Below are 14,772 nucleotides of genomic sequence, written 5' to 3' on the forward strand. Positions count from 1 at the left end.
TGTCGGCCGATATTGCAGCCCTCGGGTGTCGTCTTGCGACACCTAAGTTTGCAGCGAGTCGGGATAGACGGAGGTGCTGGCGCCAAAACAGATCGACACGCAGCACCTAAGGCCTGGGTTGCCTGGAACGGCCTCCCAGGATTACTTCAGTTTCGCCAACATGGCCTCGGCGACTGCCTTGGCCGACTGTGGGTTCTGGCCGGAAATGACTTCGCGGTCTTCGATCACGTTCACGCTCCATGGCTTGGCTTCGGAGAAGTGAGCACCGGCTGCCGTCAGGCCATCCTGCGGGAACAGTTTCATATGGCCGCCGCCGAGGAAACCTTTGGCCTGCTCCTCTTCCGCGTCGGTGAAGGCGGTGACTTTGTAGCCCTTGTAAATCCAATTGGCTGGCGCTGCCGGCTGTTTGCCCGATTCCAGCGCGGAGACAAAACCGTGCGCGTCCGGGATCGCCGACAACATGGCGATGGTGCCATGGCAGGTGAAACCGGTGATCTTGCCTTTTTCATGGAAGTTGGTCAGCAGTTGGCCCAGTTGCTTGTCCTTCAGCAGATCCTGCATCGGGATATGGCCACCAGGCACGAATACGGCATCGAACTTGTCGTAGCCGATTTTCTGAACTTGCGCGAAGCTGATTGCCGGCGAGTTGCTCTTCGAGGTCAGCTTCAGCGTGTCCAGCAACGCGAGACTTTCCTGGCGGGCCTTTTCATCGCTGCCCCAGAAGCTCACATCATTGGACTTCTGGTCCGCGGTTGGTGCCTTGCCACTCGGGGTGGCAAATACGACGGTTTGACCCGCCTCGATGAAGGTCTGCACCGGTTGCATTAATTCGTTCAGGAAGAAACCTGTTTGCATGACCTTGCCGTCTTTAAGGTCCAGTTGATCCTGATCCGACAGTACAACCAATACCGTGCCGGCGTTGGCATAGTTAGCGGCAGTGGCGAGCAGGGCGGCAATAATGGTTTTTTTCACGCGATTCTCCAATAGGAATGATTTGATGGAGCCATCCTATTGCTATAGAAGACAGAGATAGAGTCCCAGAATTGAATTTCACTTATTACATTGAGTAATCAATAGACCGATGGCTCCCTTTCGCGAAGGGCCGCATTCTCTGAAGTCAGGTCGCCACACCCGAATCGCCATTTAAGGCGACGGCACTGACTTTAAGTCGCACAAGTTCTGCGCAGTAGGTGAGACATTCCGAGCTTTATGTAGGACCAATAACAATGAATACTCAGACCTTTCACCTCACATCCCTACAAAACTAAACACCCCCCAAATGTTCATTGCCCCTCGCTCATAACTCACCGAAGCTATCCTCATATCAGCCCTCACGCCGTCGAGATGGACCTCCACCCAATGCAAACCGCTACTAGCGCCCAACGCCCCCTCTGGAAAATCTACCTGCTGTTCCTTGCGCCGATGGTCCTGTCGAATTTCCTGCAATCCATGTCCGGCACGGTCAACAGCATCTACATCGGCCAGATGCTCGGCACGCAAGCGCTGGCGGCCGTTTCCGGCATGTTCCCCATCGTGTTTTTCTTCATCGCATTGGTCATTGGCCTGGGCGCTGGCGCGGGGGTGTTGATCGGGCAGGCGTGGGGGGCGCGGGAGACGCATTTGGTGAAGGCGATTGCCGGGGCGACGTTGATGTTGGGCGTGTTGATCGGGTTGGTCGCGGCGGTGGTAGGGAGTGTGTTTGCGCGGTCGTCACTGGTGGGGTTGGGGACGCCGGCGGATGTGCTGGACGATGCGGTGGCGTATGCCCATGTGATGTTGTGGTTCATGCCGACGCTGCTGGTGTTTGTGTTGTTCACGCAGTTGCTGCGCGGGGTGAGCGATACATTGTCGCCGCTGTTGGCGCTGGTGGTGTCGACCGCGATTGGCCTGGCGCTGACGCCGGCGTTGATTCGCGGGTGGCTGGGGTTGCCGCCGCTGGGGATTCAAAGTGCGGCGTTTGCCGGGTTGGCGGGCAACCTGGCGGCGATGGGGTGGCTGGCGTGGCGCTTGATTCGTCGTGGCCATCCATTGGCGCCAGACCGCGAGTTTTTTGCGGCGATGAGGCTGGACTGGGCGATCCTCGGCAAGGTGTTGCGCATCGGTTTGCCCACCGGGTTGCAGATGGTGGTGTTGTCACTGTCGGAGCTGGTGATTCTGGCGCTGGTGAACCAGCACGGTTCCCAGGCGACGGCGGCGTATGGCGCGGTGACGCAGATCGTCAACTACGTGCAGTTCCCGGCGCTGTCGATTGCGATCACGGCATCGATCCTTGGCGCGCAGGCCATCGGGGCAGGGCGCATCGAGCGCATCGGGCCGATTTTGAAGACCGGGCTGATGATCAATGTGTGCCTGACCGGCGGCTTGATCGTGCTTGGCTATTTGTTGTCGAGCGCGTTGCTGGCGTCTTTCCTGACGGAAGAATCGACGCTCAACATGGCCGAGCACCTGTTGCACATCATGCTTTGGAGCCTGCTGGTGTTCGGCTTCCAGGCGATCATCGGCGGCATCATGCGCGCCAGCGGCACGGTGATGGTGCCGGTGGCGATTTCAATTGTGTGCGTGGTGGGCGTGCAGTTGCCGGTGGCGTATTTGCTGGATGCGCGGTTCGGGTTGCAAGGGGTGTGGATGGCGTTTCCGGTGGCGTACCTGGGGATGCTGGTGTTGCAGACGCTGTATTACAAATTGGTGTGGAAGCATCAGAAGATTGAGCGGTTGGTGTAGCGCAGCGGCCGCAGAGCGTGTGTATCGCTATGTAAGATCGGCGGTGAACATACAGGGGATTACAAATCCGGTACGGGGTGGATACATCGAAGTGGCACTGTTTGCCCAAGTCACTTTCGCACCCTGAATCGGAGTTTCCCATGAATAAATTGCTGTCTGCCCTGGCCCTCGGTTGTGCCTTGGGCCTGTCGCTTTCCAGTACCGCCTACGCTGCCGAATCGGCGAGTCCTTCGGTGGAGCAAATGGCCGTTGCCTACCGCAGTATCAAGGTCGATGACCTGACGATTTTCTACCGTGAAGCCGGTCGTCCGGATGCGCCAACGTTGTTGCTGCTGCACGGCTTCCCCAGTTCTTCGCGCATGTATGACCCGCTGCTGTCACGGTTGGCGCAGAACTACCACCTGGTGGCGCCGGACTATCCGGGGTTTGGTCATAGCGATGCCCCGGATTCGAAGCGGTTTGCCTATACCTTCGATCATCTGGCCAGTGTGATGGAGCATTTCACCGAAGCCCTGGGCCTGAACCAATATGCGTTGTATGTGCAGGATTACGGCGGCCCGGTGGGCTTTCGAATGATGCTCGCGCATCCCGAACGCCTGCAGGCACTGATCGTTCAGAATGCGGTTGCGCATGAAGACGGGCTTGGGCCGCTGTGGCAGAAACGGCGTGAGTTTTGGGCCAATCGAGCGCCGAACGAGGCGGGGTTGCGAGCGAGCTTTTTCTCGTTGGCGACCACCCGGCAACGGCATATCGGCGCCAATCCGGCGATCGAGGTGTTCAACCCGGATTTGTGGACCGACGAATTCAACTTCCTGAACCAGCCAGGTCAAGCGGATATCCAGAGCGATCTGTTCTACGACTACCGCAACAACGTGGCCAGCTATCCGAAGTGGCAAGCCTGGCTGCGCGAGCACCAACCGCCGACGCTGGTGGTGTGGGGCAAGTTTGATCCGTCGTTTGACGTCGCCGAAACCGAGGCTTATCGACGGGATCTGCCGGGCGCGGAAATTCATGTGCTGGAGGCCGGGCACTTTGCGCTGGATGAAAAACCTGGGGAAATTGCGCGGTTGGTGGGAGATTTCCTTGGCAGGCATGTCGGGAAATAATGCTTCACGGTTGACCGGGCGGGCGTCATCGCGAGCAGGCTCGCGCCTACAGGGGGCGGTGGTGAGCAGTGAGGTCTTGCTGACGGCCACCATCGCACCGACAATCCAGTGGTGGGGAAAATAACCGACAGGCGCTATTGCCTGGGGAGGTTTTCCGATGAGCCCCTTGTCCCGTTCCATCCTGCAGGATCGAGCCGCCGCCGGGCGGCGTCTGGTGGAGCCGCTGCTCGCTTATGCCCATCGACCTGACGTGATCATTCTCGCTTTACCCCGAGGCGGTGTGCCGGTGGCCTACGAAGTGGCCTCGGCGCTCGGCGTTCGCCTTGATTTGATGTTGGTGCGCAAACTCGGCGTGCCGTCCCGTCCGGAGTACGCCATGGGCGCGATCGCCAGCGGCGGTATTCAGATTCGCAATGAAGAAGCGCTGCGCTTTCATCCCATCGACAAGGCTGCATTCCAGGCCGTGGTCGAGCGCGAGAGCCGCGAACTGCTGCGCCGGGAGCAGGCCTACCGAGGATTGCGGGTGCCGGTGCAGCTAAAGGATCAGGTGGTGATCCTGATCGACGACGGCCTGGCGACCGGCGCTTCGATGCTGGCGGCGGTGCAGGCGGCGCGATTGCAGGCGCCGTCGCGCATTGTGGTGGCCGTGCCGGTGGCACCGGTTGAAACGGCAGAGGTGTTACGCGGCGAAGTGGATGAGCTGGTGTGCCCACTTTTCCCAGACGGGTTCACGTCGATTGGCCACTGGTACGTGGATTTTTCCCAGACGTCGGATGCCGAGGTGATCGCCTTGTTGCAGCGGGCCTGGCGGCGAGAAGCCGGTTCGCCTGACGCCAACGGTTGATCATCGCGCCAGCGATCGGACAGGGCGGTGGCATCGCACAACGTCACTTGCTCTGGTGAAGACTTGCTGTATCCCGATCAAGCACTGGCTTCTACGGAATTCGCGTTAGCTGTGTTCCCCGGGATTGCGTGAAGAACCTTTTTTTGCGGGTGGCATAAACGGTGGTTCTTTGCTTTAGTCCACCTACTGTCGGCTTACCTGCACCCCGGAGAGCCCAATGAACGCTCGTACTACGCGTTTCTCTGCATGGGTCTGCGTCCTTTTGTTCGATGTGTTTGCGTGCGCCCATGCAGTCGAATACACCGAAGTAAATCCCGCGGCCAGTACCCTCAGTTTCACTTACAACCAGATGGGCTCGCGGGTGTATGGCACGTTCGGCAAGTTCGTCGGGACTCTCGATTTCAACACAACGCACCCCCAGGATGCGCACGCCAAGTTGATCATCGACCTCGACAGCATCGAAGTGGACGATAGTGACGCCAGGACCGAACTCCCCAAGCCTGCCTGGTTCGACACGGCCACGTATCCGAAGGCAATCTTCGAATCGACTCAGGTCAAGGACCTCGGCAACAACCATTACATGATCACCGGCAATCTCACGCTCAGGGGCCTCACTCAGGAGGTGGAGGTGCCGGTGCAGCTGAAAGCGGAAAATGCGATCGGCATTTTCGATGGCGAGTTAACGCTCAAACGCAGTGACTTCAAGATCGGTTCGGGTGAATGGGCTGACAGTGTTGTCTCCAACGACATCAACATACGTTTCCGCATAGTTGCGCCTGAGCGTTGACGTAAAGCCATCACTCAGCCGCGCAGAAACACAGGGGTGGTCTTGCCAAAATGCGTTGGCTTGGAAGAAAATGAGAGTCATTATCAAATAAATTTGTATCGGGCCTTTTCCATGTCCTCCGCCGACCTCTCGCTGCAACACGCCGTGCACACGCTTTACGAGGATCACCACAGTTGGTTGTGTGGCTGGTTACGCAAGCGGCTCGGCTGCAACCACAGCGCGGCGGACCTGGCCCAGGACACCTTCGTTCGCGTGCTCACCCAGCGCAAGACCCAGGAGCTGTGCGAGCCTCGCGCCTACCTGAGCACTATCGCTCGTAGCCTGATGATCGATATGTTCCGCCGTCGCGCGCTGGAGCAGGCTTATCTGGAAACCCTGGCGAATAATCCCGAGCCGGTGGCGGTTTCCCCGGAAACCCGTTCGCTGATCATCGAAACCCTGATGGAAATCGATCGCTTGCTCGACGGCCTGGGTGAGCGCACCCGCGAGATTTTCCTGTTGGCCCAGCTCGATGGCCTGAACTATGTCGAGATCGGGCGACGCCTGAATGTCTCGGTGACCACGGTCAAGAAACACGCGGTGCGCGCCCTGACTCACTGTCTGCTGCTGATCGAGGACTGAACCGTGGCCCGTGCGCAACCTCTGGATTTCGCCACCCTTGAAGCCGCTGCTCGCTGGTACGTCGACTTGCGCGGTGAGGTGCAAGACGACGCCGTACGCGAAGCGCATCGGCGCTGGCTGGAGCGTGATCCTCGGCATGTGCAGGCATGGGAGCGCCTCGGACGCTTGCAGGACAAGCTTGGCCAGCTATCTCCCGCCGTCGCCCGCCCGACCCTGGCCAGCGCCCGGGCCAAACGCCGGGACGTGCTCAAGGTGTTGTCGATTCTGTTGATGGCAGGCGGGGCAGGGACACTGGCCTGGAACACCACACCGCTGCCGACGTTGATGGCCGACCAGCGCACCGGCACCGGCGAGCGTCGCCGGGTGCGACTGGACGATGGCAGTCAACTGCAACTCAACACGGCGACGGCGGTGGACATTCGCTACAGCGCCACCCTGCGCGAGATTCGTTTGCTGGAGGGCGAAATCCAGATCGAGACAGCGCGCGATTCATTGGCGCGGCCCTTCGTGGTCCATACCGCTGAAGGCAGCATCCGCGCGCTGGGTACCCGTTTTGTCGTGCGCCACGACGCGGAGCAAACGCGGGTCAGCGTGCAGGAACATGCGGTTGAAGTGCGCTGCGCCGATCTGTCCGGCCCAGCGGTGCGCGTCGATGCCGGCCAGCAATTGAGCTTTCGCCGCGATGCCACCGATACCGTGCTGCGCGCCGTCCCGCAGTCGGACGCCTGGACCCGCGACATGCTGGTGGTCAATGACTGGCGTCTGGGTGACTTCGTCCGTGAACTGCAGCGTTATCGTCCGGGGCACTTGGGGTGTGATCCGGCGGTGGCGGCGCTGCGGATCTCCGGCGCTTTTCATCTGGCCAGCACCGACACCATTCTGGACAACCTGACCTCGACCTTGCCCGTGCGCATCCGACGGTTCAGCCGCTTTTGGGCCAGCGTGGAGCCTGTTTGAGTGCTTGACCGAAAAAATTTGCCGCAGGGGTTATTGATTTCGATTCTCGTTCGACTTGGTAGTTAGAGGCGCATTTAGACGCTGCCATTGACTGCCACTCACGGGCGAAAGGACACTGCATGACCCCTCGCAACTCCCCCTCGAGCATTTCTACCCTCCAGCCATCTGTCAGACCCTTGAGTCGCGCCGTGCATGCCGCACTGCTCGGTATGGCGCTGGTCGTGCCGTTGGGCATGGCTGTCGTGGCACAACCGGCGTGGGCGCAAACCAGCACCGAAGCCGAATTTGATATTCCGGCAGGTCCCCTGGGGTCGGCGTTGACCCAGTTTGCCGGCACCGCCGGGGTGACCGTGTCGTTTGAACCGGGCTCTGCCATTGGCCAAACGACCGCGGGATTGCAGGGTCGTCACTCGGTGGAGGCGGGGCTGCGCCAATTGCTCGCCGGGAGCAAATTGCAGGCTGTGCGTCATGACAACGGCAGCTATTCGCTATTGCCGATGGTGGGTGACGGCGCCGCCTTGCAACTGGGGGCCACCAGTATTTCCGGTGCGATCGTCGAGTCCGCTTACGGACCGGTGGACGGCCTCGTGGCGACCCGCAGTGCCACGGGCACCAAGACTGACACGCCGATCCTCGAAATCCCGCAGACCATTAACGTGGTCACCGCCGATCAGGTCGAAACCCAAGGCGCGCGCAACCTGACCCAGGCCTTGCGTTACACGCCGGGGTTGAACACCAGCGGGTACACCGACCGCAACTCGATTGCCGATGAAATCACCAGCCGTGGTTTCGCGCCGACGCCGTTGTATTTCGATGGTGCGTACATCCCTTACGCGGGTAGCCTCGGTGGTGCGCCGCAAATCGATCCCTATACCCTGGAGCGCATCGAAGTGCTCAAGGGGCCGTCGTCGGTCCTCTATGGGCAGAACCAGCCTGGTGGCTTGATCAACATGGTCTCCAAGCGCCCGACCACCGAGCAGCGCAGCCAGATCAAATTGGGTGCGGGCAGTTACGATCGGGTCAACGGTGCCTTCGACACCAGCGGCCCGCTCGATGAACAGAAACAGTTCACCTATCGCCTGATCGGCGTCGCCAACAAGGGAGGCGAACAGGTCGAGCACAACAGCAGCGAACGCATGCTGCTGGCGCCGAGCCTGACCTGGGCGCCCACCGATGACACCTTCCTGACGGTGCTGGCGCAGGTCCAGCGCGACGACGGCGTGCCCGATTATCAGTCGCTGCCACGCATCGGTTCCCTCAACCGTGGCCCCAACGGCGAGAAAATCAATCGCGACTTTTTCTCCGGCGACACCCACTTCAACGACTACAAGCGTGACCAGTACATTTTCGGCTATGACTTCAGCCACAACTTCAGCGAGGACCTGAAATACCGCTCCACTGCGCGTTACACCGACGTGCGCGACCGTTACAAGGGCTTCTATCTGCGCAGCTTCGTCACCGATGCCGGCGTGACCGATTACACCCGCGCCAATCGTGCCAAGGTCGACTGGCACCAACACAACATCGCCTGGACCGTCGATAACAACCTCGAATACAAATTCAACACCGGTGCCCTGGAACACACCACGCTGGCAGGGGTGGACTATCGGCATTTCACCCGCAAGTACGACGGCTACAACGCCAACAACGTGTTGCCGGTGAACCTGTACGGCAAGAACAACTACGACACCAGCAGCGTGACGCCAACGCTCACCACCCAATGGGACAACACCCTGCGTCAGACGGGGGTGTACCTGCAGGACCAGATCAAACTGGACCAGTGGATCCTGACCATCGGCGGGCGTCAGGACTGGGCGGAAATCGACAACAAGGATTTGCTCGCATCGACCCGTGAATCCAAACGCGACAACAAGTTCACCGGGCGTATCGGCCTGACTTACGTCACTGATTTCGGCCTCGCGCCCTATGTCAGCTATTCCGAGTCGTTCCTGCCGACGCTGGGCACTGCGGCGCCCGAGCGTGGCGGCAAGGCCTTCGAGCCGACCGAGGGTCAACAATACGAAGTGGGTGTGAAGTACCAGCCGTTCGAGAAGACCCTGATCACCGCTTCGGTGTATGAGATCAAACAGAAGAACGTGCTGACCGGTGACGATGACTATCCGGAGTACATGTCCCAGGGCGGCGAAACGCGTTCGCGCGGCGTCGAGCTGGAAATCAAATCGAGCATCGACAACGTCGACCTCCTCGCCGCTGCCAGCTACATGGACTCGTTCTACACCAAGGACACCTGGGGCAACGAGGACAACCGCAACGAAGCGCAGTCACCGGTTTCCGCATCGATGTGGGTCGACTACCACTTCACCCAGGCCACCCTCAATGGCCTGACCTTCGGCGCTGGTGCGCGTTACACCGGACGCAAGCCGGGGGATGCGGCCAACTCGTTCGACGTCCCGTCCTGGGTCGTCTACGACGCGACCGTCAGCTATGACATGGGCAAACTCGACCCAAGCCTGCGCGGTTTGCAGACCCGCCTGAACGTGCAGAACCTCTTCGATCGCGAGTACGTGTCGGACTGCAACTACTCGTTTGGCTGCTACTACGGGCAGGAGCGGGTGGCGTCGGTTGAGATGACTTACGACTGGTAACTCGGTGCCAGCGAGGCAGGCCTGATGATCACGGCAACGATGCAAATCAATGCCAACCCGAGCATCAGGCTGCCGCCGATATACAGCCGGGCGGCCCGCTACCCGGTGGGAGCGAGCCTGTTCGCGATGGGGCCGCCAATCATCATCACCCCCGATACCGCAACGCCTCCAGCAACAATGCGAACGCCGGCGACGCCTGGCGTCGGCTCGGGTAATACAAATGGAAGCCGGCAAACAACGGACACCAATCTTCCAGTACCCGCACCAGTCGGCCATCGGCAATATGTGGCGCCACCAGGTCTTCAGGGATGTAACTCAAGCCAAAACCATCCAGCGCGGCAGTGAGTAACTGATACACGCCGTTGAACGTGACCTGCCCGGAGACTCGGGCCTTGAGACTCTCCTTTCCCTTTTCAAACTCCCAGGCATACAAGCCGCCGTGGGTGGGCAGGCGCAAGTTGTTGCATTGGTGATCGGTCAGGTCGCGCGGGGTTTTCGGCAGGGTCCGATGGGCAAAGTAGGCCGGCGAACCCACCACCGCCATGCGCATGTCCGGCCCGATGCGCGTAGCGATCATGCCTTGCGCTACGTCTTCACCCAGACGCACCCCCGCATCAAATCCCTGGGCCGCGATGTCGACGAAGCGGTAATCGCAGCTCACCTCGATCGAGATGTCCGGGTATTGCGCCAAAAAGGGTTTGAGCACCGGCCACAGAATGTATTCCAGGGCATGATCCACCGCATTGATGCGGATGTTGCCGGCAGGCGTGTCGCGCAAATTGCTCAATGCCGCCAGGCCGATTTCGATTTCTTCAAAGTGCGGTGCCACGCTGTCAATCAGGTGTTGCCCGGCTTCTGTGGGCGAGACGCTGCGGGTGGTACGCGTCAGCAGGCGCAAGCCCAACCGGGCTTCGAGGCCGCGGATGGTATGGCTCAGCGCCGATTGGGAAACCCCGAGTTTGCCGGCCGCCTTGGTAAAACTTCGCTCCCGCGCTACCGCAAGAAAGGCGAGCAGGTCATTGGCGTTCTCACGCAACATTCATGAGTCTCCCTCATAGGTCTTCCTGATTGTAGCGGCTTATCCTTGGAATACGCAGGGAGTTAATCGGCACTGAAACAGCCACACCACCGGCATGACCCACATCGCCATCGCAGAGATGCAGCACGGCAAAGTGCCTGACCGGATGGAGCAAGTCAGCGCGGCGGATGATCCCGACGCGCCGTGACCCGACGATCGAATTAGATCATTGGCGGCAATTTATCGAGCATTTTGTCCAGCGTGATGGGGTATTCACGGACTCGAATCCCCGTCGCGTTGTAAACCGCATTGGCGATCGCCGCACTGACCCCGCAAATCCCCAGTTCACCCACACCCTTGGCTTTCATCGGCGATGAAACCGGATCGGTCTCGTCGAGGAAAATCACTTCCTGATGCGGGATGTCGGCGTGCACCGGCACTTCGTATCCGGCCAAATCATGGTTGACGAAAAAGCCCAGGCGCTTGTCGATCGCCAGTTCTTCCATCAATGCCGCGCCGACGCCCATGGTCATGGCACCGATCACCTGGCTGCGTGCCGAGGTCGGATTGAGGATGCGCCCGGCGGCGCAGACCGCGAGCATCCGCCGCACACGGGTTTCGCCGGTGGCGCTGTCCACGGCGACTTCGACGAAGTGCGCGCCGAAGGTCGATTGCTGGAATTTTTTGCTCAGCTCGGCGAACTCGATCGAATCCTCGGCCACCAGTTCTCCGTTTTTCGCGGCCTCTTGCAGCGGCACGCGTTTATCGCCGGAACGGACTTCACCCTCGGCGAACGTTGCATCGTCCAGCTTCATTGCAAGTTGTTGTGCAACGGCTTCGCGAAGTTTCAGGCACGCCGCATAGACCCCGGCCGTCGAGCAGTTGCCACCGAACTGGCCACCGGACCCTGCCGACACCGGAAAACTCGAATCGCCGAGACGCACCACGACCTTGTCGAGGTTGACCCCCATCATCTCCGCTGCGGTCTGGGCGATGATCGTGTAGCTACCAGTGCCGATATCGGTCATGTCGGTTTCAACGGTGACGATGCCTTGATCATTCAGCCGAACCCGGGCTCCCGACTTCACCAGCAGGTTATTGCGAAAGGCAACGGCCATGCCTTGGCCGATCAACCAGCGGCCCTCGCGTTGCGTGCCCGGTTGCGCCTGACGTTTGCTCCAGCCGAACCGTTCGGCCCCGGTGCGCAGGCATTCGATCAAGCGTCGTTGCGAGAAAGGCCGTTGCGGTTTGACCGGATCGACCTGGGTGTCGTTGAGGATGCGGAATTCGATCGGGTCGAGTTTCAGTTTTTCTGCCATTTCATCCATGGCGATTTCCAGCGCCATCATGCCCGGTGCCTCTCCCGGTGCACGCATGGCATTGCCTTCCGGCAAGTCGAGGGTCGACAGGCGCATTGTCACCCGGCGGTTTTCCCCGGCGTACAGCAACTGGCTCGGTTGCGCGGCCAGTTCGACCTTGCCGTCCGGCAAGTTGCCAGACCAGCCTTCGTGGGCCATGGCGGTGATTTTTCCGTCAGCCGTGGTGCCAATGCGAATGCGTTGAATGGTGGCGGGGCGGTGGGTCGAGTTGTTGAACATCAGCGGCCGCGCGAGCGCGACTTTCACCGGTCTGCCGGCCATGCGCGCCCCGAGCGCGGCCAGCACCGCGTCGGCGCGGATGAACAACTTGCCGCCAAAACCGCCGCCAATGTACGGCGAGATCAACCGCACGTTCTGCTTCGGCACGCCGAGGGTGGTCGCCAGATCCGAGACGGACCAGTCGATCATCTGATTGGACGTCCACAGGGTCAGCTTGTCGCCGTCCCACGCCGCCATCGAGGCGAACGGTTCCATCATCGCGTGGGCCTGATCGGGGGTGGTGTAAGTCGCATCCAGTTGCACCGGCGCAGCGGCGAAAGCCCCGTCGAAGTCGCCATGTACGGTATCGGGCATTTGATCCTCGGCTTTTTTGCCCGAATCGCGAGTAGCCGCGAGGTCGAATACGCCCTCGGCGCGCACATAGTTGACGTTGACCAATTCCGCGGCGGCGCGTGCCTGCTCAAAGGTTTCTGCCACCACCAAGGCGACGGCCTGGTGGTAATGCTCGATGTCCGGCCCGGCGAGCAATTTAGCGGTGTTGTATTTGCCTTTGCCAAGCTTGCCGGCATTGGCTGCGGTGACGATGGCGAGCACGCCCGGCGCGGCTTGTGCGACCTCAAGGTCCATCGAGGCGATTCGGCCCTTGGCGATGGCCGAGCCGACCACCACGCCGTAAGCCTGGTTCGGTACGGCGTTGTGATGCTCGAAGGCGTAATGCGCCGTGCCGGTGGTTTTCAACGGGCCTTCGATGCGCGTGGTGGCCTTGCCGACGACCTTCATCTGGTCGATCGGGTTGGTGGTGGCTGGCGTGTCGAATTTCATGCGTGCTCCCTCGCTTGGGCCATCACCGCAGCGAGCGTGCGCTCGACCAGGGTCAATTTGAAGGCGTTTTCATGGGTGGGTGTCGCACCGGCGAGCAGCTTTTCGGTCAGGGCTTTCGCACCGTGTGGCATGACCGACTCGGCACTTTCGACGCGCCACGGCTTATGCGCCACGCCGCCGAGAGCGACGCGGCCGCTGCCGTCGCTGTGGATGATCGCACCGACCGAAATGAGGGCGAACGCATAGGACGAGCGGTCCCTGACCTTCTGGTAAATGTGAGTGCCGCCAATCGGCGCCGGCAAGGTGACAGCGGTGATCAACTCGTGGGCCGTCAGCGTGGTTTCGATGTTCGGTGTGGTACCGGGCAATCGATGCAGCTCGGCGAGGGGAATGACGCGGGTAGTGCCGTCGGGTTTCACCGTTTCGACCTGGGCATCCAGTGCACGCATCGCCACGGCCATGTCACTGGGGTGGGTGGCGATGCAGGCGGTGCTGACGCCGATGATTCCGAGTTGTCGATTGAAGCCATCGATGGCCGCGCAGCCACTGCCCGGCTGGCGTTTGTTGCAGGCCTGATGGATGTCGTAAAAGTACGGACAGCGGGTGCGTTGCAGCAGGTTGCCGGCGGTGGTGGCGACATTGCGCAACTGCCCGGAGGCGCCGGCGAGCAGGGCGCGTGCGAGCAAGCCGTAGTCTTTACGAACGCGCGGGTCGGCGGCGAGGTCGGTGTTTCTCACCAGGGCGCCGATACGCAGGCCGCCTTCAGTCGTGGCCTCGATGCGGTCCAGGCCAATACCGTTGACGTCGATCAGGTGCGCGGGCGTTTCGATGTCGAGTTTCATCAGGTCGAGCAGGTTGGTGCCGCCGGCGATGAACCGCGAGTCGCTGGCTTGGGCTGCCAATGCGGCCGCTTCAGCCGGGGATTTCGCGCGCAGATATGTGAAAGGTCTCATGCGCTGGCCTCCGCGGCTTCATTGATCGCCTCGATGATGTTGGAGTACGCCCCGCAACGGCAGATGTTGCCGCTCATGCGTTCCTGGATTTCACTGGCGATCAGCTTGGGTGGTTCAGTGAGACTGGGGCTGGCATGACTGGGTATGCCATCGCGAATTTCCCCCAGCACGGCGACGGCCGAACAGATCTGCCCCGGTGTGCAGTAACCGCACTGATAGCCATCGTGTTTGATGAACGCGGCCTGCATGGGGTGCAACTGTTGCGGTGTGCCGAGGCCTTCGATGGTGGTGATCTTCGAGCCTTCGTGCATGACGGCCAGGGTCAGGCACGAATTGATCCGTCGTCCATTGGCGATCACCGTACAGGCGCCGCATTGGCCGTGGTCGCAGCCTTTCTTGGTGCCGGTCAATTGCAGGTTCTCCCGCAGGGCATCGAGCAGGGTGGTGCGGGTATCGAGGTCGAGGTCGCGCTGTTCGTCGTTCACCCAGATCTTCACCGAGGCTTTGATCGGGCGCGCGGCATTGGCGACGGATGCCTGCACAGAAATGAACGGCGGCAATGCCACGCTGGCCGCCGTCACTGCACCGACAATCAGGAATGTGCGTCGGGAAATCGTCATCAGGTCAGTTCCTTGGGTTATTTTCGCGTGCAGTGCCCTGCGGCACTTCGCAGCCCTCATCAATAGGAGTGACCAGTGGTTTGATGAAAATGTTTTTGCCGTTTTCAGCTATAGAGTCA

General features: G+C 60.6%; 12 protein-coding genes. 7 read left to right on the plus strand and 5 right to left on the minus strand.

Annotation, left to right across the window (positions count from 1 at the left end; all coding sequences use genetic code 11):
- Positions 1-141 precede the first annotated feature (141 nt).
- Positions 142-972, minus strand: coding sequence for a type 1 glutamine amidotransferase domain-containing protein (locus tag KHO07_RS10565; protein ID WP_212627149.1), 831 nt, complete (start codon positions 970-972; stop codon positions 142-144).
- Between the two features lie 387 nt (positions 973-1,359).
- Here KHO07_RS10565 and KHO07_RS10570 point away from each other — a divergent pair, with 387 nt between their 5' ends.
- The 7 genes from KHO07_RS10570 to KHO07_RS10600 all read left to right on the plus strand — a co-directional run bounded on the left by KHO07_RS10570 (position 1,360) and on the right by KHO07_RS10600 (position 9,642).
- Positions 1,360-2,721 (plus strand): MATE family efflux transporter, encoded by a 1,362-nt coding sequence (locus KHO07_RS10570; protein WP_212627150.1) that lies wholly within the window; start codon positions 1,360-1,362, stop codon positions 2,719-2,721.
- 140 nt (positions 2,722-2,861) lie between these two features.
- On the plus strand, positions 2,862-3,827 hold the full coding sequence (locus KHO07_RS10575) for an alpha/beta hydrolase (protein WP_212627151.1): 966 nt from the start codon (positions 2,862-2,864) through the stop codon (positions 3,825-3,827).
- 157 nt (positions 3,828-3,984) lie between these two features.
- Positions 3,985-4,671 carry a phosphoribosyltransferase family protein gene (locus tag KHO07_RS10580; protein ID WP_212627152.1) on the plus strand — a complete coding sequence of 229 codons (687 nt, stop codon included), beginning with the start codon at positions 3,985-3,987 and terminating at the stop codon, positions 4,669-4,671.
- A gap of 217 nt (positions 4,672-4,888) precedes the next feature.
- Complete coding sequence (locus KHO07_RS10585; RefSeq protein WP_150735104.1) at positions 4,889-5,458, plus strand: YceI family protein; 570 nt, start codon at positions 4,889-4,891, stop codon at positions 5,456-5,458.
- A gap of 111 nt (positions 5,459-5,569) precedes the next feature.
- Entirely contained in the window at positions 5,570-6,079 is a 510-nt protein-coding gene (locus KHO07_RS10590; RefSeq protein WP_212627153.1) for a sigma-70 family RNA polymerase sigma factor, read from the plus strand.
- 3 nt (positions 6,080-6,082) lie between these two features.
- Complete coding sequence (locus tag KHO07_RS10595; RefSeq protein WP_212627154.1) at positions 6,083-7,036, plus strand: FecR domain-containing protein; 954 nt, start codon at positions 6,083-6,085, stop codon at positions 7,034-7,036.
- Positions 7,037-7,155: 119 nt separating this feature from the next.
- On the plus strand, positions 7,156-9,642 hold the full coding sequence (locus KHO07_RS10600; protein WP_212627155.1) for a TonB-dependent siderophore receptor: 2,487 nt from the start codon (positions 7,156-7,158) through the stop codon (positions 9,640-9,642).
- Between the two features lie 145 nt (positions 9,643-9,787).
- Here the strand turns inward: KHO07_RS10600 and KHO07_RS10605 are convergent, their stop codons facing one another.
- The 4 genes from KHO07_RS10605 to paoA all read right to left on the minus strand — a co-directional run bounded on the left by KHO07_RS10605 (position 9,788) and on the right by paoA (position 14,653).
- Positions 9,788-10,681 (minus strand): LysR family transcriptional regulator, encoded by an 894-nt coding sequence (locus tag KHO07_RS10605; RefSeq protein WP_212627156.1) that lies wholly within the window; start codon positions 10,679-10,681, stop codon positions 9,788-9,790.
- A 200-nt stretch (positions 10,682-10,881) separates the two neighbouring features.
- Positions 10,882-13,080: an aldehyde oxidoreductase molybdenum-binding subunit PaoC gene (gene paoC, locus KHO07_RS10610; RefSeq protein ID WP_212627157.1), complete on the minus strand. Its 2,199-nt coding sequence runs from the start codon at positions 13,078-13,080 to the stop codon at positions 10,882-10,884.
- Positions 13,077-14,033, minus strand: coding sequence for a xanthine dehydrogenase family protein subunit M (locus KHO07_RS10615; RefSeq protein WP_212627158.1), 957 nt, complete (start codon positions 14,031-14,033; stop codon positions 13,077-13,079). The genes paoC and KHO07_RS10615 overlap by 4 nt, the downstream gene beginning before the upstream one ends.
- Positions 14,030-14,653: an aldehyde dehydrogenase iron-sulfur subunit PaoA gene (gene paoA, locus KHO07_RS10620; RefSeq protein WP_212627159.1), complete on the minus strand. Its 624-nt coding sequence runs from the start codon at positions 14,651-14,653 to the stop codon at positions 14,030-14,032. The genes KHO07_RS10615 and paoA overlap by 4 nt, the downstream gene beginning before the upstream one ends.
- Positions 14,654-14,772 lie beyond the last annotated feature (119 nt).

This window comes from Pseudomonas sp. PP3 (genome assembly GCF_905336995.1).
In the GTDB taxonomy this organism is placed as follows: domain Bacteria; phylum Pseudomonadota; class Gammaproteobacteria; order Pseudomonadales; family Pseudomonadaceae; genus Aquipseudomonas; species Aquipseudomonas reinekei.

Bases quoted from the DNA above. Each gene is read 5' to 3' on its own strand.
- KHO07_RS10570 (WP_212627150.1), top strand. From the start codon at position 1,360: ATGCAAACCGCTACTAGCGCCCAACGCCCCCTCTGGAAAATCTACCTG.
- KHO07_RS10575 (WP_212627151.1), top strand. From the start codon at position 2,862: ATGAATAAATTGCTGTCTGCCCTGGCCCTCGGTTGTGCCTTGGGCCTG.
- KHO07_RS10580 (WP_212627152.1), top strand. From the start codon at position 3,985: ATGAGCCCCTTGTCCCGTTCCATCCTGCAGGATCGAGCCGCCGCCGGG.
- KHO07_RS10585 (WP_150735104.1), top strand. From the start codon at position 4,889: ATGAACGCTCGTACTACGCGTTTCTCTGCATGGGTCTGCGTCCTTTTG.
- KHO07_RS10590 (WP_212627153.1), top strand. From the start codon at position 5,570: ATGTCCTCCGCCGACCTCTCGCTGCAACACGCCGTGCACACGCTTTAC.
- KHO07_RS10600 (WP_212627155.1), top strand. From the start codon at position 7,156: ATGACCCCTCGCAACTCCCCCTCGAGCATTTCTACCCTCCAGCCATCT.
- KHO07_RS10605 (WP_212627156.1), bottom strand. From the start codon at position 10,681: ATGTTGCGTGAGAACGCCAATGACCTGCTCGCCTTTCTTGCGGTAGCG.
- paoC (WP_212627157.1), bottom strand. From the start codon at position 13,080: ATGAAATTCGACACGCCAGCCACCACCAACCCGATCGACCAGATGAAG.
- KHO07_RS10615 (WP_212627158.1), bottom strand. From the start codon at position 14,033: ATGAGACCTTTCACATATCTGCGCGCGAAATCCCCGGCTGAAGCGGCC.
- paoA (WP_212627159.1), bottom strand. From the start codon at position 14,653: ATGACGATTTCCCGACGCACATTCCTGATTGTCGGTGCAGTGACGGCG.